At 67.4% G+C, this 19671-nt stretch carries 18 protein-coding genes and 1 pseudogene; 8 read left to right on the top strand and 11 right to left on the bottom strand.

The annotated features are described in order from the left end of the window. Positions 1 to 29: 29 nt before the first annotated feature. The 4 genes from pimB to ACZYZF_RS13565 form a co-directional block, all read right to left on the bottom strand. Positions 30 to 1172 (bottom strand): GDP-mannose-dependent alpha-(1-6)-phosphatidylinositol monomannoside mannosyltransferase, encoded by a 1143-nt coding sequence (gene pimB / locus ACZYZF_RS13550; protein ID WP_463836169.1) that lies wholly within the window; start codon positions 1170 to 1172, stop codon positions 30 to 32. 39 nt (positions 1173 to 1211) lie between these two features. Further along, positions 1212 to 1934 carry a peptidase gene (locus tag ACZYZF_RS13555; RefSeq protein ID WP_463836170.1) on the bottom strand — a complete coding sequence of 241 codons (723 nt, stop codon included), beginning with the start codon at positions 1932 to 1934 and terminating at the stop codon, positions 1212 to 1214. Between the two features lie 137 nt (positions 1935 to 2071). Next, positions 2072 to 3208, bottom strand: a complete 1137-nt coding sequence (gene ripC, locus ACZYZF_RS13560; protein WP_463746725.1) for a peptidoglycan hydrolase RipC — start codon at positions 3206 to 3208, stop codon at positions 2072 to 2074. Between the two features lie 152 nt (positions 3209 to 3360). Further along, positions 3361 to 3627: a hypothetical protein gene (locus tag ACZYZF_RS13565; RefSeq protein ID WP_463835968.1), complete on the bottom strand. Its 267-nt coding sequence runs from the start codon at positions 3625 to 3627 to the stop codon at positions 3361 to 3363. 215 nt (positions 3628 to 3842) lie between these two features. On the opposite strand from ACZYZF_RS13565, the pseudogene ACZYZF_RS13570 reads away from it, so the two are divergent. Beyond that, positions 3843 to 5657, top strand: a pseudogene (locus tag ACZYZF_RS13570) (DEDD exonuclease domain-containing protein); the annotation flags it as partial. Here ACZYZF_RS13570 and trpD read toward each other — a convergent pair. Further along, positions 5595 to 6620, bottom strand: a complete 1026-nt coding sequence (gene trpD, locus ACZYZF_RS13575) for an anthranilate phosphoribosyltransferase (protein WP_463746914.1) — start codon at positions 6618 to 6620, stop codon at positions 5595 to 5597. The pseudogene ACZYZF_RS13570 and the gene trpD sit on opposite strands and share 63 nt — an antisense overlap. Before the next feature lie 205 nt (positions 6621 to 6825). Between trpD and ctaE the strand changes: the two genes are divergently transcribed. From ctaE to qcrB, 4 genes are read left to right on the top strand one after another with little or no spacing between them, the layout of a single operon-like run. Continuing rightward, positions 6826 to 7437: an aa3-type cytochrome oxidase subunit III gene (gene ctaE, locus ACZYZF_RS13580; protein WP_082940089.1), complete on the top strand. Its 612-nt coding sequence runs from the start codon at positions 6826 to 6828 to the stop codon at positions 7435 to 7437. Positions 7438 to 7448: 11 nt separating this feature from the next. Next, on the top strand, positions 7449 to 8282 hold the full coding sequence (qcrC, locus tag ACZYZF_RS13585) for a cytochrome bc1 complex diheme cytochrome c subunit (protein ID WP_463746723.1): 834 nt from the start codon (positions 7449 to 7451) through the stop codon (positions 8280 to 8282). Beyond that, on the top strand, positions 8279 to 9445 hold the full coding sequence (gene qcrA, locus ACZYZF_RS13590) for a cytochrome bc1 complex Rieske iron-sulfur subunit (protein ID WP_463746722.1): 1167 nt from the start codon (positions 8279 to 8281) through the stop codon (positions 9443 to 9445). The genes qcrC and qcrA overlap by 4 nt, the downstream gene beginning before the upstream one ends. Further along, positions 9442 to 11079, top strand: coding sequence for a cytochrome bc1 complex cytochrome b subunit (qcrB, locus tag ACZYZF_RS13595; RefSeq protein WP_463746721.1), 1638 nt, complete (start codon positions 9442 to 9444; stop codon positions 11077 to 11079). The genes qcrA and qcrB overlap by 4 nt, the downstream gene beginning before the upstream one ends. A gap of 295 nt (positions 11080 to 11374) precedes the next feature. On the opposite strand, the gene ACZYZF_RS13600 is transcribed toward qcrB, so the two are convergent. The 4 genes from ACZYZF_RS13600 to ctaC all read right to left on the bottom strand — a co-directional run bounded on the left by ACZYZF_RS13600 (position 11375) and on the right by ctaC (position 14477). Next, positions 11375 to 11953 (bottom strand): DUF2561 family protein, encoded by a 579-nt coding sequence (locus ACZYZF_RS13600; protein ID WP_463835969.1) that lies wholly within the window; start codon positions 11951 to 11953, stop codon positions 11375 to 11377. After that, a complete protein-coding gene (locus ACZYZF_RS13605; RefSeq protein WP_463746719.1) occupies positions 11953 to 12828 on the bottom strand; it encodes an MmpS family transport accessory protein in 876 nt (291 codons plus the stop codon). Before ACZYZF_RS13605 ends, ACZYZF_RS13600 begins: the two co-directional genes overlap by 1 nt. A gap of 179 nt (positions 12829 to 13007) precedes the next feature. After that, positions 13008 to 13427, bottom strand: a complete 420-nt coding sequence (locus ACZYZF_RS13610; protein ID WP_463746718.1) for a cytochrome c oxidase subunit 4 — start codon at positions 13425 to 13427, stop codon at positions 13008 to 13010. A gap of 12 nt (positions 13428 to 13439) precedes the next feature. Further along, the gene (ctaC, locus tag ACZYZF_RS13615; RefSeq protein WP_463746717.1) at positions 13440 to 14477 is read right to left on the bottom strand and encodes an aa3-type cytochrome oxidase subunit II; all 1038 of its coding nucleotides are present in this window, start codon (positions 14475 to 14477) and stop codon (positions 13440 to 13442) included. A 190-nt stretch (positions 14478 to 14667) separates the two neighbouring features. Here ctaC and asnB point away from each other — a divergent pair, with 190 nt between their 5' ends. Next, the gene (gene asnB, locus ACZYZF_RS13620; protein WP_463835970.1) at positions 14668 to 16635 is read left to right on the top strand and encodes an asparagine synthase (glutamine-hydrolyzing); all 1968 of its coding nucleotides are present in this window, start codon (positions 14668 to 14670) and stop codon (positions 16633 to 16635) included. A 34-nt stretch (positions 16636 to 16669) separates the two neighbouring features. Here the strand turns inward: asnB and ACZYZF_RS13625 are convergent, their stop codons facing one another. Further along, positions 16670 to 17644 carry a carbohydrate kinase family protein gene (locus tag ACZYZF_RS13625; RefSeq protein ID WP_463835971.1) on the bottom strand — a complete coding sequence of 325 codons (975 nt, stop codon included), beginning with the start codon at positions 17642 to 17644 and terminating at the stop codon, positions 16670 to 16672. A gap of 173 nt (positions 17645 to 17817) precedes the next feature. On the opposite strand from ACZYZF_RS13625, the gene ACZYZF_RS13630 reads away from it, so the two are divergent. Next, positions 17818 to 18444, top strand: coding sequence for an Rv0361 family membrane protein (locus ACZYZF_RS13630; RefSeq protein WP_463835972.1), 627 nt, complete (start codon positions 17818 to 17820; stop codon positions 18442 to 18444). A 21-nt stretch (positions 18445 to 18465) separates the two neighbouring features. Here ACZYZF_RS13630 and ACZYZF_RS13635 read toward each other — a convergent pair whose 3' ends face one another. Next, positions 18466 to 18822 (bottom strand): HesB/IscA family protein, encoded by a 357-nt coding sequence (locus tag ACZYZF_RS13635; RefSeq protein ID WP_463746713.1) that lies wholly within the window; start codon positions 18820 to 18822, stop codon positions 18466 to 18468. A gap of 154 nt (positions 18823 to 18976) precedes the next feature. On the opposite strand from ACZYZF_RS13635, the gene ACZYZF_RS13640 reads away from it, so the two are divergent. Next, positions 18977 to 19663 carry a DUF3043 domain-containing protein gene (locus ACZYZF_RS13640; RefSeq protein ID WP_463746712.1) on the top strand — a complete coding sequence of 229 codons (687 nt, stop codon included), beginning with the start codon at positions 18977 to 18979 and terminating at the stop codon, positions 19661 to 19663. Positions 19664 to 19671 lie beyond the last annotated feature (8 nt).

A 19671-nucleotide genomic window follows, 5' to 3' on the forward strand; every position in this document is an offset into this window, starting at 1 on the left:
TAGGCCCGATCGTCGGGCTGATCCGAGGATCAGCCCGACAGCAGCGCGGTCAGCTTGGCGCCCTGGGAGCGCCACTGCCAGTTGTCGACGGCCCAGTGCCGCCCGGCCGCTCCCATCGCGGCGGCGCGTCCCGGATCTGCCAGTAGATCGGAAATGGCGGACGCGACGACTCCGACATCATTGCCGTCCACGACGGTGCCGGTCTGGCCGTCCAGAACGGTTTCCGGTGCCCCGCCAGAGGTTCCGGCGATCACCGGCACACCGCACGCCGAGGCCTCCAGATACACGATGCCGAGCCCTTCGACGTCCAGGCCCGCCCCGCGGGTCCGGCACGGCATGGCGAACACGTCGGCCATCGCATGGTGCGCGGGCAGTTCGGAGCCGGGCACAGCACCGGTGAAGATGATGTCGGCGGCCACATCGTGGGTGTGCGCGAGCTGTTGCAGGCTCTGCAGATACGGTCCGCCGCCGACGATGACCAACGCTGCGTCGGGAACGCGGCGCCGGATGGTGGGCCAGGCACGGATGAGCATGTCCTGGCCCTTACGCGGCACCAGGCGGGACAGGCACACGACCACCGGGCGCTGCCCCAGCCCGTAGCGGGCACGCAATTCGGCGCGGGCCACCGGGTCGGGTACGAAGCGGTCGGTGTCGACGCCGGGCGACAGACGTTCCAGCGCCGCGCGGGGACCGAACGCCGACGCGAACCTGCCGCGGGTGTAGTCGCTGACGAACGTCACGACGTCGGCGTCGTCTCCGATGCGGCGCAGTGCGCCGCGCGCCACCGGCAACATCGACCAGCCGACCTCGTGGCCATGGGTACTGGCCACCACACGCCTGGCTCCGGCCCGCCGGGCCAGCGGCCCCAGCAGTGCCAGCGGAGCGGCCGCCCCGAACCACACCGTCTCGATGTCGTTGTCGGCGATCAGCCGCTGCATGCGGTTCGCAACCATCGGCTCGGGCACCATCAGCGTGGTCGGGTGCCGCACCACCTGGTATCCGGCCGCGGCGGCCCGGCCATCGAAGTCCGGGCTGCCCTTCCACTTGGGTGCGTACACCGTGAGCTGGTGTGGGCCGTCGCGCATCAACTCGCCGACGAACGCCTCCAGGTAGGACTGGATACCGCCGCGCCGCGGTGGAAAGTCGTTGGTGACCAACAAAACCCGCGTCATCGCGCTATCCCCTGCCATGTGCTCCCCATCGGCGACAGGTTATCCGGTCAGCCAGCGACGCCAACCGGCAACCACGTCGTCGAGGTCGGCGCCCAGCGCTTCTCGCACCGCGGTGGCCACATCCGGATGATCGGGTCCACATGCACGCAGATACAGCTCACGCAGCTTCGGAACCCCGTAGGCGTCGGCGACGTAGCGACTGAACCACCACGCCCGGTCGTATGCCAGGCTGCGGGCCACGCCGGGTGTGTCGAGATCGGCATCGGTGGGCAGCTGGGCCAGTGCCGCCGCCTGTGCCGGACCGGGTGGCGCGGCAGGTGGTCGGCCGACGTAGTCAGCCACTCCCTCGGTGAGCCAGCGCGGTGCATCGGCCGCGGTCCGCGACCGGGCTGCGTAATGAAACAGCTCATGGCGCAAAACAATTCGTAACGCGGCCGGGCTCATGCCGGCGGCGCCGGGGGCGAACATGATCCTCTGGGCCGTAGTGGTCGCCGCGATGTCGGCGGCTCCGCCGGCCAGCACCCGGAACTGCTGATCGGAGCCCGCGACCGCGATCTCGATGTCGCGCGGCCAGTCCGGACCCCAGAACGCCGTGACCGCAGTGGCTGCGTCGGGAAGTTCGGCGCCAAGCCGTTGAAGCAGGGCCGGGGACTGCGAGCCGCCGAGAGCGAGCAGCAGGGCGGTGCGCCCGTCGGGCAGCACCGCCACGGTGACCGGGTCGGGTGCTGGGGTACCGGGCACGGTGGCGACGTCCGACGGCACCGCCGACTCCGGCGATGGGGTCGGTGCAGATTTCCACAACAGCGCCGCTGCCAGTGCCAACTCCACCAGCAACAGCGCGACCAGCAGACGCCTGCGGACGCTCAGGGCGACGCCGCTATCGGGATTTCTCAGTGCCCTCAGTACCGGCGGACGTTATAGATCGGCGCATTGTTGACCGGGGCGACCCGCACCGGGGTGCCGTACGTCGACGCGTGCACCATCATCCCGTCGCCGATGTAGATGCCCACATGGGAGGCATCGGAGTAATAAGTCACCACGTCACCGGGCTGCATCGAGTCAGACGACACCGGCTGGCCACCGCGGGCCATGGCCTGGCTGGAATGTGGCAGCGAGATTCCGGCGTGCTGGAACGCCCACATCACCAGACCCGAACAGTCGAACGAGCTGGGACCGGCTGCACCCCAGGAGTAAGGCGAGCCGATGCGGCTCAACGCCGCCTGGATGACGGTGCCGGAATGCGCGTCGCCTCCACCCGGGAGGGCGCCTTCCGGCGGGGCGACGTCACCAGGCGGGATGCCGTTCGGCGGGTCAGCCAACACGGCAGGATCCTGCGCCGGCGGCAACGCCTCGGGCGCAGGCACCGGCGGAGCCGGCGGCAGGGCCGTCATCGCTTCACGCTGAGCCGGGCTCAGCGCCTGGTACTGCGATTTGACGATGGCGATCTGCACCTGCAGCTGACTTTGCTTGGATTGCAGGTCGGCGCGTACGGCGGCGGCCTGCTCGGCGGCGGTCTTGGCTTCGGCGGCCGATGTGGCCGACTCCCGCTCGATCACTGCGGCCTTCTCGCCCACCGAACGGAAGTTCTTCATCTGCGCCGACATCTCGGTCGCCATCACCCGCTGCACGGCGAGCTGCTCGATCAGCTGCTGCGGCGAGCCGGCGGTCAGGATGGCGTCCACTCCGGAGGTGCGCCCCCCCATGTACTGGGCTGCAGCTACCTTGTTGACCGAAGTTTGAAAGGTTGCCAGCTCCGACTTGGCCTCTTCGACCGCCGAGCTGTCGTCGGTGTGCTTCTTCTCGGCAGCCTCTTGTGCCGCAACCTTTTTGTTCAGGTCGAGCTGGGCTGAGTGCATGGCCTCGGTGGTCTGCTCAGCCTGACGGGACAGCTCATTGAGCTTTGCCATGGCATCGTCGGCGGGATCGGCCTGCGAACTCCCTGCGAGGAATCCGGGTATCAAGATCAAGCCCGCTATCACACCTGCGATGGGTCGCTTGACACGACTTGTGGGCCGGTGCGCGCGGTCGTGCCTCAAGTTTTCGTCCTCACAACTGGCGATGGCGAGCCGCCTCGAACTGCTCTTAGGTCTCAGATAGGTTACGAAACGGCATCGGGCTTGTCCAACAGAAGGTGCAAATTTAACAGCCAACCCTGGATATTTTCCTGTGGACGAAGCGCTGCGTGTCGTCAGGCGACTCCAGATCTGCCGTTCCGGTGAATCGGAACGAGCCGCAGCCGCGGCGCAAGGCCCACGTCAGCGAGCACTTCCAGCGCATGACGCTCGTCATCTAGCAAAGTTTCCGGAACCCCGAGCAGAACACTGACGACGCAGTCCTGGCATCCGGGCCCCTTTACCGCGCAATCGTCGCAGTCGATGGTCACGCTGCCGGTGTCCGGCTGGTCGGGGCAAGGCTCGTCGGCCCAGGACCAGTTGTCCTGCCGCACTCCGCTCATCTTGACCGTCCTCTCGATCGGTGTTGCGCGCACCGTATCGCCGCGTACCGACAAGGAGCGCAGCGGATTGGAGCGAGGGCCCGACAAGGAGCGCAGCGGATTGGAGCGAGGGCCCGACAAGGAGCGCAGCGGATTGGAGCGAACACCCGACAAGGCCCGACGAGCCCGGGCGTGGCGACCCGAGGTTGTCGGTGCCGGTACCTACCGTCATCCCCATGGGCCAGCGCAACACCGCCGACGCAGAGCAGCTGGCCCTGCAATTCGATCCCGGCTCCGGCTTCGATGCCGTGTCACTGGCCGACACGACCTTCGTGGTGGTCGATCTGGAGACCACCGGGGGTCGGGCCACCGCGAAGGCGCCGGGCGACGGCTACGACGCCATCACCGAGATCGGCGCGGTCAAGATTCGCGGCGGCCAGGTGCTCGGCGAGCTGGCCACCCTCGTCGATCCCGGCCGTGCCATTCCACCGCAGATCGTCGAACTCACCGGGATCACCACCGCGATGGTGCGCGATGCACCGCGCATCGAATCGGTGCTTCCCGCGTTCCTGGAATTTTCCCGGGGCGCGGTGCTGGTCGCCCACAACGCCGGGTTCGACATCGGGTTCCTGCGCGCCGCGGCCCAACGGGCGGAGCTCGGCTGGCCACGCCCCCCGGTGCTGTGCACGGTGAAACTCGCCCGCCGCGTCCTCACCCGCGACGAGGCACCCAGCGTGAAACTGTCGGCCCTGGCGCGGTTGTTCGGTGCGTCTACGACACCCACCCACCGCGCCCTCGACGACGCCCGCGCCACCGTCGACGTCCTGCACGGGCTGATCGAGCGGGTCGGCAACCAGGGCATCCACACCTTCGCCGACCTGAAGAACTATCTGCCCGACGTCACCCCGGCCCAGCGCCGCAACCGCTCACTGGCCGACCGGCTGCCCAACCGCCCCGGCGTCTATCTGTTTCGCGGCCCGTCCGACGAGGTGCTCTACGTGGGCACCGCGGTCGACTTGCGACGCCGGGTCCGGCAGTACTTCACCGGCGCCGACCCCCGGGCCCGCATGAAAGAGATGGCCTCACTGGCGTGCGTCGTCGACCATGTCGAATGCGCCCACGAGCTGGAGGCCGGTGTCCGCGAGCTGCGACTGCTCGCGGCCCACGCGCCGCCGTACAACCGGCGCTCCAAGTACCCGCAGCGCTGGTGGTGGGTGGCCCTCACCGACGAGGCCTTCCCGAGATTGTCGGCGGTGCGAAACCCTGGGCACCGCACCGCTTTCGGACCGTTCTCGGCCCGGTCCGACGCTGTGCAGTCGGCAGCGCTGCTGGCGAGGTTCACCGGGGTACGCACCTGCACGGCCCGCTTCGGCACGGCAGCCAGCCACCGCTGTCCCGAGGTCGAACTGTCCCCGTGCCCGGCCCCGCAGGACGTCGGGGCCGCGCAGTACGCGGCCTCGGTACAACGTGCCACAGCACTGATCGAAGGCACCGACCACAGTGCGCTGGCGGCCACCCTGACCCATATCGGTGAGGTGGCGGCAGCCCGGCGGTATGAGACCGCGGCCCGGTTGCGCGACCACGCCGCGGTGGCCATCGAGGCGCTGTGGCGGGGGCAGCGGCTGCGCGCCCTGACCGATCTCCCCGAACTCGTGGCCGCCCGCGCCGACGGCAACGGTGGTTGGCATTTCGCGGTGATCCGCCACGGCCAACTGGCCGGGGCGGGGACCGCCGGGCGCGGGGTTCCGCCGATGCCGGTGGTCGACGCGATCTGCGCGGCGGCGCAGGTGATCCTGCCCACCGCAACGCCTTTGGGCGGCGCGCTGGTGGAGGAGACCGCGCTCATCGCTCGGTGGCTGGCCGCGCCCGGGGTCCGCATCGTGCGGACCGACAGCGGCTACGCGACGCCGATCGGTGCGGCGGGCCGCTACGCGGAGTGGGCGGCCGCGGCCCGCTCGGCACGGCTGGCCGCGGCACAGCAGCAGAACTCAGAACTGCAGGCTGAACCGCACCCAACGCGCGAGCAGTTGTTCGGCCGCACCCGAGTCGATCGCCTCGACAGCCCGCGCCAGACCGGACTCCCACGCCGGCACCCACTTGGCGTCGCTGGCTAGCCCGGCATGGGCGACCATGGCTCCTGCTGCGTTGAGCACCACAGCGTCACGCACCGGCCCCTTGGCCCCGCCCAGCACGGCCCGCGCCTCGGCGGCGTTGGCCGTGGCGTCACCGCCGACCAACTCACTGATATCGGCGCGCTTGAAGCCGAACGCCGCGGGGTCGAACTTCAGCCGGTCCACCGTTCCGGCCTGTACGCGCCAGATGGTGCTGGTGGTCGTGGTGGTGAGCTCGTCGAGACCGTCGTCGCCGTGCACCACCAGCACGCTGGAACCACGGGCTGCGTACACCCCGGCCATCACCTCGGCCAGGTCGTCGAATGCGCAGCCGATCAATCCGGCCCGCGGCGCGGCCGGATTGGTGAGGGGTCCGAGCAGATTGAAGACCGTGGGAACGCCGATCTCCCGGCGCACCACCGACGCGTGCCGATACGACGGGTGGAACTGCGGGGCGAAGGCGAACCCGATGCCGACCTGGGCGACACTGCGCGCCACCTCGTCCGGGCCGAGGTCGATCCGCACCCCGAGAGCCTCCAGGGTGTCGGCACCACCCGACAGTGAGGATGCCGCCCGGTTGCCGTGTTTGATCACCGGAACGCCGCAGGCCGCCACCACGATGGCCGCCATGGTCGACAAGTTGACCGTGTTGGCCCCGTCGCCGCCGGTGCCGACGATGTCGACGGTCTCGTGACCGATCTGATCCGTCGGCACCCGACGTGCGTGCGACAGCATGATGTCGGCCAACTCCCCGACCTCCGCCGAGGTGGGTCGCTTCATTTTCATCGCGACGGCGAAGCCGGCGATCTGCGCCGGGGTCGCGACACCGGTCATGATCTGGTCCATGGCCCATCCCGCGTAGCCGTTGGGCAGGCTCTGCTCAGTGGTCAGGCGCCCGAGAATGAGCGGCCAGGACGGCGCCGCCGGGGAACGTGGGGACGACGGTGCCGCCGGCTGGAACTGAGACGAAGATGCAGGAGCCACCGCCGAATGCTATCGCTGCGCGGGTGCGCGCCCCCCGGCCCGGCCAGCACGAAGGCGACACGTTTGAGATGAATTGCTCGACCCGGGTGGAGTTCGACAACTACAAAGCGTCATACTTGCGGATGTGACGAGCGCTGTAGGTACCTCGGGAACGGCAATAACGTCGCGCGTTCATTCGCTGAACAGACCGAATATGGTCAGTGTCGGCACCATCGTGTGGCTTTCCAGTGAACTCATGTTCTTTGCTGGACTCTTCGCGATGTACTTCACGGCGCGCGCTCAAGCCGGTGGCAACTGGCCGCCCGAGCCGACCGAACTCAATTTGGCCCTTGCCGTTCCGGTGACGCTGGTTCTGATCGCGTCATCCTTCACCTGCCAGATGGGCGTGTTCGCCGCCGAGCGCGGCGACGTGTTCGGGCTGCGCCGGTGGTATGTGATCACGTTCCTGATGGGCCTGTTCTTCGTACTGGGCCAGGGATACGAGTACATCCACCTGGTCGAGCACGGCACCACCATCCCGGGCAGTGCCTACGGATCGGTCTTCTATCTCGCGACCGGTTTCCACGGCCTCCACGTCATCGGCGGACTGGTTGCGTTCATCTTGCTGCTGGCCCGCACGAAGATGAGTAAATTCACGCCCGCACAGGCCACCGCGGCGATCGTCGTCTCGTACTACTGGCACTTCGTCGACATCGTCTGGATTGCGCTGTTCGCCACCATCTACTTCGTCCGCTGATCGGCCGGCCGATGTTCGATTCGATGAGAAGGGGTTCGATGACCAGCAAGTCGCGCCGACGACTGCGCCGACGACTGTCAGCAGGTCTCCTGCTGTTGGTCGGCCTGTCAGTCGCAGGTGGTGTTGCGGCCACGTTGACACCCACACCGCAGGTCGCAGTCGCCGACGAATCTCAGTCGGCGCTGCTGCGTACGGGTAAGCAGCTGTTCGACACGTCGTGCGTTTCCTGCCACGGCGCCAACCTGCAGGGTGTGCCCGATCGCGGGCCCAGCCTGATCGGCACCGGCGAGGCTGCCGTGTACTTTCAGGTGTCGACCGGTCGCATGCCCGCGATGCGCGGTGAGGCCCAGGCACCGTCCAAGCCCGAGCACTTCGACGAGAACCAGATCGACGCTCTCGGTGCCTTCGTTCAGGCCAACGGTGGCGGCCCCACCGTGATCCGCGACGAGCACGGCGGCGTGGCCCAGGAATCGCTGATCGGGTCCGACGTGGCCCGTGGCGGCGACCTGTTCCGGTTGAACTGCGCGTCCTGCCACAACTTCACCGGAAAGGGCGGCGCGCTGTCCTCCGGCAAGTACGCGCCCGACCTCGGTGACACCGAGCCGGCGGCGATCTACACCGCGATGCTGACCGGGCCGCAGAACATGCCCAAGTTCTCCGACCGGCAGCTGTCGCCGGAGGAGAAGCGCGACATCGTCGCCTACGTCCGCGAATCGGCTCAGACGCCCAGCTACGGCGGCTACGGGCTCGGCGGCTTCGGCCCCGCGCCCGAAGGCATGGCGATGTGGATTATCGGAATGGTCGCCGCTATCGGCGTGGCAATGTGGATCGGGGCACGAGCATGACCGATAACACCCCGAAGCTTCCGAACGACGACGAGCTCGCCTCGATGTCGCGTGAGGAGTTGGTCGAGCTCGGCGGCAAGATCGACGGCGTCGAGACCATCTTCAAGGAGCCGCGCTGGCCGGTCCCCGGCACCAAGGCGGAGAAGCGCACCGAGCGGCTGGTCGCGTACTGGCTTCTGCTGGGCGGGCTTTCGGGCCTCGCGCTTCTGGTGATCTTCCTGTTCTGGCCCTGGGAGTACCAGCCTTTCGGCTCGAAGGGTGAGTTCCTCTACTCGCTGGCCACCCCGCTGTACGGCCTCACGTTCGGCCTGTCGATCCTGGCGATCGGTATCGGCGCGGTGCTGTTCCAGAAGAAGTTCATCCCCGAGGAGATCTCGGTCCAGGACCGCCACGACGGGCGCTCCCCCGAGCTGCATCGCAAGACCGTCGCGGCCAACCTGACCGATGCCCTGGAGGGCTCGACGGTCAAGCGCCGCAAGCTGATCGGTTTGTCGCTGGGCATCGGCCTCGGCGCATTCGGTGCCGGCACCCTGGTGGCCTTCATCGGCGGGTTGATCAAGAACCCGTGGAAGCCCGTGGTGCCCACCGCAGATGGTAAGAAGGCCGTGTTGTGGACCTCGGGGTGGACGCCCCGTTTCCACGGCGAGACCATCTACCTGGCTCGCGCGACCGGGCGTCCCGGTTCGTCTCCGTTCGTCAAGATGCGGCCCGAGGATCTCGACGCCGGCGGCATGGAGACGGTCTTCCCCTGGCGCGAGTCGGACGGCGACGGCACCACCGTCGAGTCCGAACACCACCTCACCGAGATCTCGATGGGTGTGCGTAACCCGGTCATGTTGATCCGCATCAAGCCGGCCGACATGCCCCGCGTGGTCAAGCGAAAGGGCCAGGAGAGCTTCAACTTTGGTGAGCTGTTCGCTTACACCAAGGTCTGCTCGCACCTGGGCTGCCCCTCGTCGCTGTACGAGCAGCAGACCTACCGCATCCTGTGCCCGTGCCACCAGTCGCAGTTCGACGCGTTGCACTTCGCCAAGCCCATATTCGGTCCGGCTGCGCGCGCGTTGGCGCAGCTGCCCATCACCATCGACAAAGACGGCTACCTGGTCGCCAACGGCGACTTCGTCGAACCCGTCGGACCGGCATTCTGGGAGCGCAAATCATGAGCCCTGACCTTGCCAAGATCGCTGGCGCACAAGGCGATGCGATCGATTCCCGTTATCACCCGTCGGCAGCGGTGCGCCGGCAGCTGAACAAGGTGTTCCCCACCCACTGGTCCTTCCTGCTGGGTGAGATCGCGCTGTACAGCTTCATCGTGCTGCTGATCACCGGTGTCTGGTTGACGCTGTTCTTCGATCCGTCGATGGCGCACGTCACCTACGACGGTGTGTATCAACCACTTCGCGGTGTGCAGATGTCGCGGGCCTACGAGTCCGCACTCGAGATCAGCTTCGAGGTGCGCGGCGGGTTGTTCGTCCGCCAGATCCACCACTGGGCCGCGCTGATGTTCGCCGCATCGATCATGGTGCACATGGCGCGCATCTTCTTCACCGGCGCGTTCCGCCGCCCGCGTGAGGCCAACTGGGTGATCGGCTCACTGCTGCTCATCCTGGCGATGTTCGAGGGTTACTTCGGTTACTCGCTGCCCGACGACCTGCTGTCCGGCATCGGCCTGCGCGCCGCGCTGTCCTCGATCACTCTGGGCATGCCGATCATCGGAACGTGGCTGCACTGGGCGCTGTTCGGCGGGGACTTCCCCGGCGAGATCCTGATCCCGCGCCTGTACGCGCTGCACATCCTCCTGATCCCGGGCATCATCCTGGCCCTCATCGGTGCGCACATGGCGCTGGTGTGGTTCCAGAAGCACACCCAGTTCCCCGGCCCCGGCCGGACCGAGCACAACGTGGTCGGCGTGCGCGTCATGCCGGTGTTCGCGGTGAAGTCCGGTGCGTTCTTCGCGATGATCACCGGTGTGCTCGGCCTGATGGGCGGCCTGCTGACGATCAACCCGATCTGGCAACTGGGTCCCTACAAGCCCTCGCAGATCTCGGCGGGTAGCCAGCCCGACTTCTACATGATGTGGACCGAAGGCCTGGCGCGTATCTGGCCGGCCTGGGAGTTCTACCCGTTCGGCCACACCATCCCCGCGGTGGTCTGGGTCGCGTTGATCATGGGCGGTGTCTTCGGCCTGCTGATCGCCTACCCCTTCATCGAGCGGAAGGTCACCGGCGACGACGCGCACCACAACCTGCTGCAGCGTCCGCGCGACGTACCGGTGCGAACTGCGATCGGCGCCATGGCGATTGCGTTCTACATGGTGCTGACCCTGGCCGCGATGAACGACATCATCGCGCTCAAGTTCCACATCTCGCTGAACGCGACCACGTGGATCGGCCGTATCGGCATGGTGGTGCTTCCGGCCATCGTGTATTTCATCGCCTACCGGTGGGCCATCTCGTTGCAGCGCAGCGACCGCGCGGTGCTGGAGCACGGCATCGAGACCGGCATCATCAAGCGTCTGCCGCACGGTGCCTACGTGGAGCTGCACCAGCCGCTGGGACCGGTCGACGATCATGGTCACCCGATCCCGCTGGAGTACCAGGGTGCTGCCCTGCCGAAACGGATGAACAAGCTCGGTTCGGCCGGCTCACCCGGCACCGGCAGCTTCTTGTTCGCCGATCCGGCGGTCGAGCACGACGCGCTCACCGAGGCTGCGCACGCCTCCGAGCACAAGGCCCTGACCGCTCTGCGCGAGCAGCAGGACCGAAACGGCAACGGGGAGACCAACGGTCACCACTGACCACTCCCCTACCCCGAACAATCGCCGCAACTCTCTCCGGAGGGTTGCGGCGATTGTCGTAAGTGGCGGTGGTGTTGGGCTGACGGTCATCGAGATTGCAGGCAGGGACCAATCCGACGCCGATGTTGTCCCTGCCCGCAACCTCGGTGCGGCGGTGCGGCTCGTCGAGGTGACTCGGGGGGGGCGATTTGGGTGGCCGGCAGCTCTCCATGCTGCTACTCAGGAGGACACCCGCCGCCTGTACAACCCCGGGAAGCCCGGAAGCCGCGTGCCGAGGATCAGATCAGCTGAAGACTCAGCGCGAGGAGGTATCCAGCTGCCGCATCGCGACGATCGGCAGCGCGATGATGCCCGCGGTGACCACACCGGCCAGGCCGTAGAGGCACCAGGCCGCCACGTCACTGCCCGTCGCCATCAGATAGGTGGCCAGCCCGACGGCCGCCGCCCCCAGTCCGATGGCGCATGCGGTGGCCAAAATGAACCGGCGCCACACCGCCTCGGCCGCGCCGGCGGCGCCGTTGCCGGCGCTGTAGCGGCTCATCGCGACCGGTGCCGCCCGGTAGCTGCCCCCGATCGGGCGTGGTGAGCGGGCCGGAGGCTGGGGCCGCCGTCCGGGCTGGCGATTGTCGGCCTGGGCTCGGGCGCGCAGCAACAGCGGCACCGCCCCGGCGATCACCAACACGGACAGGCCGATCACGGTGTACAGCACCCAGGGAATGTCAGCGCTCTCGGAGCCTTGCGGATGACTGCGGCCGAGGTCCACCAGGGCCACGACGGCCGCCACCCCGGCACCCAGCGCGGCGAGCCACACCGCGGCGCACGCGCCCAGCAAAACCCGGTCGGTGTTGTCGAGTTCGCTGAGGGGCCCGGACATCAGCAGGCAGTCTGCGCGGAGTTGTTGGCGTTGGACGAGAGCACCGTGCCGTCGCTGGCCGTGATCGAGCAGTTCAGTCGGCTGACGAGGAACAGGCTGGACGCCTCGACCGATCCCACATCAGAGTTGGAGATCGGCGTCATGGTGAAGGTCCACGGGATGTAGACGTTGCGCAGGGTGCGCCGGTTTCCGTTCCCGTCGACATAGGTGATCGTGATGATGTCGCCCGGCGCCTTGGTACCCGTGACCGAATAGGTGACCTGACGCGGTCCGGCATGCGTCGTGGTGGTGGTCGGCGGCGCCGATGTGCCCGGGGCCGGCGGGGGCGCCTCATTGGTCGGCGCGGGCGCGGGCGGTGGCGGCTCGGTAACCGTCACGGTCTCCGGCGGCGGCGGAGGCGGTAGCTCCTCCGAGGTCGGAGGGGGCGGTGGCGGCGGAGGTGGAGTCGTCGTCGTGATCTCGTCCTGCACCGGCGGCGCCGACGTGGTGGTACTCGGCTTCGGGGTCGCCAGGTTGGCGGTGTCGTCGTCGCGTGTCACCAGGACGGCCACCGAAGCCACCAGGGCGACCGCGGCGATGATGGCGGTGACGCCGACCACCCACGGCCAGCGCGGCGGCGGGGCGGTGTCGACGAGTTCGGTCGCCGGGTCGTAGTCGTCGTAGTCGTAGAGCGCCACCTCGGCGGGCACGTAGGGCCCGCTGGTGAACTGCTCCGACTCCGGCGCGGAGTACGCCTGCGAGTAGAACTCCGTCTCGCCGCCGTCCGCGTCTGCGTCCGCCCCCTGAGTCAGATCCTCGGGTGCGGAATGTTTTCCGGGTTGATCCGGCAAATCAGAACCGGAGGCACCGGGTTCCGGGGGATTCGGCCCGCTCATCTACGCCTATCCTTCTCGACAACTTCACTGCCACGCGGAGCGAAACGGTTCGCTGGTGACAGTGCCCCGGCAACATTACCGAACGAGGTGAAGCCGGCGACTCCGGCGCTGCCGGTGGCGGATGAAGTGACGGCCCGATTGTGACCTTGATCAGGCCACAATCGGCACGTCCGGATGGGTCAGTGCTTCTCAGGACCCCAGTAGTACTCGAAGACCAGGCCGCTGACGGCCGTCAGCACGAAGCAGATGCCTGCCACGATCAGCCAGGGAAGCCACAGGGCTGCGCCCACCGCGGCGACCGAGAAGGACAGCGCGATCAGGATCGGCCACCAGCTGTGGGGCGAGTAAAAGCCCAGTTCTCCGGCGCCGTCACTGATCTCGGCATCTTCGTAGTCTTCGGGGCGGGTGTCGAGACGCCGCGCCACGAAGCGGAAGAACGTGCCGGTGATCAGCGTCAGTCCGGTGGTGAGTACGAGCGCGGTCGTACCGGCCCACTCCACGCCACCGGTGGCGAACATCGCCGTCAAGACGCCGTACACCACCGCCGACAAGGCGAAGAACGCCGTGAGGATCTCGAACAGTCGAGCTTCAATATGCATAGCGTGTAGCCCCTACTTGCTCGCCTGCGGTGCCTGCTCACCGCGTCGGGTATCGAACGGGTGAGTGGTGGTGGCCAGCGGCGGCTGATTGATCGCCGCCAACGCCTCGGCATTGGTCTTACCTGCATTGCGCTGATCGATGTAGGCCTTGAAGTCGTTGGGCTCTACGACCCGGACCTCGAAGTTCATCATCGAGTGGTAGGTACCGCACATCTCTGTGCAGCGCCCGACGAACGCGCCGGTCTGCTCGATCTTGCTGACCTGGAAGATGTGGTCCGAGTGGTTGGCCACCGGCTCGGGCATCACGTCACGCTTGAAGAGGAACTCCGGCACCCAGAAACCGTGGATCACGTCCGCGGAGTTGAGCTGGAACTCGACGCGCTTGCCCACCGGGAGCACCAGCACCGGGATCTCGTCGGAGGTACCCAGAGTCTCGATCTTGTCGAAGTTCAGGTAGGTGCGGTCCTCAGGGTTGAGACCGTGCACCGCGCCGACGCGCTCCTCGCCGTGCGCATCCTTGCCCTCCGGCTTGGACGTCATCGCGGCCTTGCGCGCTGCGTCGACACCGTCATAGTCGAACGTGCCGTCGGCGTAGTCGATCTTCTGGTAGCCGAACTTCCAGTTCCACTGGAAGGCGGTCACGTCGATGACGACCTCAGGGTTCGGGTCCTTGTGCAGCATGCGCTCCTGGACCACCACGGTGAAGTAGAACAGCACCGAGATGATGAGGAACGGGACGACCGTCAGCACCAGCTCCAGCGGCATGTTGTAGCCGAACTGGCGCGGCAGCTCGGTGTCGCCCTTCTTCTTCCGGTGGAATGCACTCGACCAGAAGATCAGAGCCCACACGATGGCGCCCACGACGAACGACGCAATCACGGAGCCGATCCACAGCTCTCGGTTGAGTTTGCCCTCCGGGGTGATTCCGGTCGGCCAACCGAGCGCGAGTGCGTCCTGCCAGCTGCAGCCGCTCAGCAAGAGCGCCGAGCCACCCAGGACAATTGTCAACAACGCCGCTCGGGCCACCTTCTTAAGCCCGCGAGGTGTCACGTTGGCGCCTCCTAGATCGGTATTTCGCGACCGCGACCGGTCGTTGTTTTGCGAATACTACGCAGCGTAGACCACGCCAGTCCACGGGAGCGAAGCGACTCGGGAATGGGATCGCGACGGCGGCGGAGCATCCCGCACCACGGCCCGGGTGGTGGTCTCGGCGAGCCGCCGGATCAGACATACTGGCGCGGTGTGCGGACTGCTCGCGTTGGTAACTGACCCATCGGAATCCTCCCGGGGCGACGTCTCCCCCGACGCCGGATCGCGGCTGGTCGACGCGGTGGCGGGCGCCTCCCACCTGATGCGTCACCGGGGTCCCGACGAGCCCGGCACCTGGGCGGATACGAGCGGCGACGCCACCGTGGTGCTCGGTTTCAACCGGCTGTCGATCATCGACATCGCGCACAGTCACCAGCCGTTGCGCTGGGGGCCCGCCGACGCGCCGGACCGGTACGCGCTCGTCTTCAACGGTGAGATCTACAACTACGTCGAGTTACGCGAAGTGTTGCGTTCCGAACACGGTGCGGTATTTCACACCGACGGCGACGGCGAGGCCATCGTAGCGGCGTATCACTACTGGGGCGTCGACGCGCTGAAGCGGCTGCGCGGCATGTTCGCGTTCGCGATATGGGACACCGTCGAGCGTGAATTGTTCTGCGCCAGGGACCCGTTCGGCATCAAGCCGCTGTTCATGGCCACCGGGCCGGGAGGCACCGCGGTGGGCAGCGAGAAGAAGTGCCTGCTGGACCTGGCCGACCTGCTGGGGCTCGACCTGGGCATCGATGATCGGGCCGTTCAGCACTACACGGTGCTGCAGTACGTGCCCGAACCCGAGACGCTGCACCGCGGTATCCGCCGGCTGGAATCGGGCAGCTACGCGCGGTTGAAGCCTGGTGGCCGCTCCGAGGTGACCCGCTATTTCGTCCCGAAATTCAATGCGGTCCCGTTCGTCAAGGGTGCCGAGCAGTCGCGCTACGACGAGATCACCGCCGCCCTGGAAGATTCCGTCGCCAAGCACATGCGCGCCGATGTGACGGTCGGCGCCTTCCTGTCCGGCGGCATCGACTCGACGGCTACCGCCGCGCTGGCGATGCGCCACAATCCCCGGCTGATCACGTTCACCACAGGCTTCGAGCGGGAGGGATTCTCCGAGGTGGACGTGGCCGTCGCGTCCGCGGAAGCCATCGGCGCCCGGCATGTCACCAAGGTGGTAACCCAGGCGGAGTTCGTCGAGGCGCTGCCCGAGATCGTCTGGTATCTGGACGAACCGGTGGCCGACCCGGCCCTGGTGCCGCTGTTCTTCATCGCCCGCGAGGCCCGCAAGCACGTCAAGGTGGTGCTGTCCGGCGAGGGTGCCGATGAGTTGTTCGGCGGATACACGATCTACCGGGAACCGTTGTCGCTGCGGCCTTTCGACTATCTGCCGCGGCCGGTGCGCAAGTCGCTGGGCAAGGCGTCCAAGCCGCTGCCCGAGGGCATGCGCGGCAAGAGCCTGCTGCACCGCGGTTCGCTGACCTTGGAGGAGCGCTACTACGGCAATGCCCGCAGCTTCTCCGATGAGCAGCTGCGGGCAGTGTTGCCGGGCTTCCGGCCGGAATGGACGCACACCGACGTCACCGCTCCGGTGTACGCCGAATCGCGCGGCGCCGATCCGGTGGCCCGGATGCAGCACATCGACCTGTTCACCTGGCTGCGGGGCGACATCCTGGTCAAGGCCGACAAGATCACCATGGCCAACTCGCTGGAACTGCGGGTGCCGTTCCTGGACCCCGAGGTGTTCGCGGTGGCCTCCCGGCTGCCGGTCGATCAGAAGATCACGCGCTCGACGACCAAGTACGCGCTGCGCCGCGCGCTGGAACCGATCGTGCCGGCCCACGTGCTGAACCGCCCCAAGCTGGGTTTCCCGGTGCCGATCCGGCACTGGCTGCGCGCCGGTGAGCTGATGGACTGGGCGTACGCCATGACGGCGTCATCACAGGCCGGGGCTCATGTCGATCTCGGTGCGGTCCGCACCATGCTCGACGAGCACCGCGGCGGCGTCAGCGATCACAGCCGCCGGCTGTGGACGGTGCTGACCTTCATGCTGTGGCATGCCATCTTCGTCGAGCACAGCGTGACCCCGCAGATCAAGGAACCGCACTACCCGGTGCAGCTCTAGGCGGACGCAGAGCTGCACCGGTGAGCCGGAACTGTCAGGCCAGCGCCTTACCGATCTCGGTACCCGCCTCGGCGCCGTAGGCGTCGGTGAGCCGCTGTACTGCCTCGGCCGCGTCCCAGGTCCATTCCTGCGGCCCGGTCGCCTCCAGCACCAGGACCGCGACCAGGGATGCCAGTTGAGCCGAGCGCTCCAGGCTCAATCCGGCGCTGCGGCCCGTCAGGAAGCCCGCCCGGAACGCGTCGCCGATACCGGTGGGGTCGGCCTGATGCTTCTCGGGCACGACGCCTACGTGCACGAACGTGCCGTCCGAGCTGACCAGGTCGACGCCCTTGGCGCCGAGCGTGGTGACGCGCATGCCGATCTGGCTCATCACCTGGGCCTCGCTCCAGCCCGACTTCTGCAGCAGCAGGTCCCACTCGTAGTCGTTGGTGAACAGGTAGGTGGCGCCGTTGATGAGCTTGCGGATCTCCTCGCCGGAGAGCCGGGCCAGCTGCTGGGAGGGGTCGGCCGCGAAGGCCAGGCCGAGCGTGCGGCATTCCTCGGTGTGCAGGAACATCGCCTCGGGGTCGTTGGCGCCGACGATCACCAACTCCGGTTTCCCGGAGCGGGCCACCAGATCGGCCAGCGAGATGTTGCGGGCCTCCGACATGGCTCCGGGGTAGAACGAGGCGATCTGGGCCATGTCCTCATCGGTGGTGCAGACGAAGCGGGCGGTGTAGGCGCTCTCGGAGATCAGCACGCTGCCGCAGTCGACGTTGGCGCCCTCCAGCCAGGCCCGGTATTCACCGAAATCCTGGCCTGCGGCGCCCACCAGGGCGACGTCACCGCCGAGGGTGCCGATCGCGAAGGCCATGTTGCCCGCGACTCCCCCGCGGTGGATCACCAGATCGTCCACCAGGAAGCTCAGCGACACCTTCTGCAGGTGGTCGGCCAGCAGTTGCTCGGAGAATTTGCCCGGGAACCGCATCAGGTGGTCGGTCGCGATGGATCCGGTAACTGCGATGGTCACGTAGTGTTACCCCTCATTTCGTTAAGTCGGCTACATAACAGTACCCGCGCGGGCCTTGTGGCGATCTGCGCGCACGGTCGCACTTCGCGGGTTGCGCTAACCTGCGTGTAACCGTATTCCCGGTCACCGTAGACGGCTGACCCACCTCCAGATCACGCGGGGAGCGTCATTTGATGACTGGTTCCTACCAGTACCCCGAGCACATTCCGCCGCAGTCGTATCCCGAGGCGGTGCCGACCGCACCGTCGGCGTATCCCGGGACACTTCCGCCGCCGGTGCCCTACCCGACGCGGCGGCGCTGGCCGAAGATTCTGGCGGCTCTGCTGGTGGTGGGGGCGCTGGGAGGCGTGCTCACCGCGGTATTGGTCACCGGCCGCCGCGGGGCCGCGGCACCGGTCGTGGTCTCCGACGCGCGGGCTCAGGCTGCAATCCAGGAGTATCTAGACGCGCTGACCGACGGGGACGACGAAACGATCGCGCGGCACACCCTGTGCGGGTTGTACGACGGGGTCAAGGACCGCAAGGCCGATCTCGCGGTGGCCGGTCTGGCCAGCGACGCGTTCCGTAAGCAATTCAGCCAGGTCGAGGTCACTCACATCGACGCGAACGTGCCGTGGTCCACCACGCAGGCACAGGTGCTGTTCACCATGCGGGTCGCGCCGGCTGCCGGCTCGGCACGCGGACAACGCCCCACCGGTGACGAACAGCAGGGCGTGGCACAGCTACTGGTGCAGAAGGACGGGAAGAACGAGCAGGTTCTGGTGTGCTCGTATGTGCTGCGCACCGGCGGCCAGTACTGACCGCCGGGCCGTCAGCTCATGTCAGTTGAAGGAGTCGCCGCAGGCGCAGGAGCCGGTGGCGTTCGGGTTGTCGATCGTGAAGCCCTGCTTCTCGATGGAGTCGACGAAGTCGATGGTGGCTCCCTGGATATACGGCGCGCTCATCCGGTCCACGACCAGCTTCACGCCGCCGAATTCTGCGGTGAGGTCGCCGTCGAGGGTGCGGTCATCGAAGAACAGGTTGTAGCGCAGGCCGGCGCAGCCGCCCGGCTGCACCGCGATACGCAGCGCGAGGTCGTCGCGGCCTTCCTGGTCCAGCAGCGCCTTCGCCTTCGTCGCCGCAGCGTCGGACAGGGTCGCACCGTGGGTTTCGGTGGTGGTCGCGTCCTGAACAGTCATAGCTCTCCCTAAAGATCCCGGGGCATCAAGGAAACGCGTGGGTGTACCGCGCGTCTACTACCTCAACGGTACCTTGTTCCGACGCTATTCCCGACTTATCCACAGGCCGGGGCATGTGGCCGGGCCACCTGCGGCGGGCAGTAACCTGGCAGTCGTGAAGCTGCTGGGCCGCAAGAAGGACAACGAAGGCGAACCCGCCGGGACCGACCAGGTCACGAGCGTCGACGGGTCGGCCGGATCAACCGCCGCAGAATCGGCGGCGGGCACCGCCCCCAAGGGCAGGCCGACGCCCAAACGCAACGAAGCCGCCAAGCGCCGCGGGCCGGTCGCGCCCGCCCCGCTGACCTCGGCGGAGGCGCGGCAGCGTCGCAAGGAGCTGCGCGGGCCCAAGCTGTCCAAGGAAGAGCGCAAGATCGAGCGGCTCACCCGCCGCGCGGACATGTCCGACCGCCGCGAGAAGATGATGGCGGGCGATGAGTCCTACCTGCTTCCCCGCGACAAGGGCCCGGTTCGCCGCTACGTCCGCGACGTCGTCGACTCCCGGCGCAATGTGCTGGGCCTCTTCATGCCGGCCGCCCTGGCGATGATCTTCTTCATGCTCGCCCTGCCGTCGCTGAAATTCCAGCAGATCCTGTCGTACGCGATGCTGATCCTGGTGGTCATCATGCTGATCGACGGGTTGCTCGTCGGCCGCAAGGTGAATCAGATGGTGGACGAGAAGTTCCCCGACAACACCGAAAGCGGTTGGAAGCTAGGGCTTTACGCGGCCAGCCGGGCCTCGCAGCTGCGCCGTATGCGGGCGCCGCGCCCTGCGGTCAACCGCGGCGACAAGATCTCTTGATGCCATTC

This window comes from Mycobacterium sp. IDUB_24 (genome assembly GCF_055419385.1).

Coding starts and splice junctions, on each gene's coding strand:
- pimB (WP_463836169.1), bottom strand. CDS start 1,172: ATGACGCGGGTTTTGTTGGTCACCAACGACTTTCCACCGCGGCGCGGC.
- ACZYZF_RS13565 (WP_463835968.1), bottom strand. CDS start 3,627: ATGAGCGGAGTGCGGCAGGACAACTGGTCCTGGGCCGACGAGCCTTGC.
- qcrC (WP_463746723.1), top strand. CDS start 7,449: ATGTTCGATTCGATGAGAAGGGGTTCGATGACCAGCAAGTCGCGCCGA.
- qcrA (WP_463746722.1), top strand. CDS start 8,279: ATGACCGATAACACCCCGAAGCTTCCGAACGACGACGAGCTCGCCTCG.
- qcrB (WP_463746721.1), top strand. CDS start 9,442: ATGAGCCCTGACCTTGCCAAGATCGCTGGCGCACAAGGCGATGCGATC.
- ACZYZF_RS13600 (WP_463835969.1), bottom strand. CDS start 11,953: ATGTCCGGGCCCCTCAGCGAACTCGACAACACCGACCGGGTTTTGCTG.
- ACZYZF_RS13605 (WP_463746719.1), bottom strand. CDS start 12,828: ATGAGCGGGCCGAATCCCCCGGAACCCGGTGCCTCCGGTTCTGATTTG.
- ACZYZF_RS13610 (WP_463746718.1), bottom strand. CDS start 13,427: ATGCATATTGAAGCTCGACTGTTCGAGATCCTCACGGCGTTCTTCGCC.
- ACZYZF_RS13630 (WP_463835972.1), top strand. CDS start 17,818: ATGACTGGTTCCTACCAGTACCCCGAGCACATTCCGCCGCAGTCGTAT.
- ACZYZF_RS13635 (WP_463746713.1), bottom strand. CDS start 18,822: ATGACTGTTCAGGACGCGACCACCACCGAAACCCACGGTGCGACCCTG.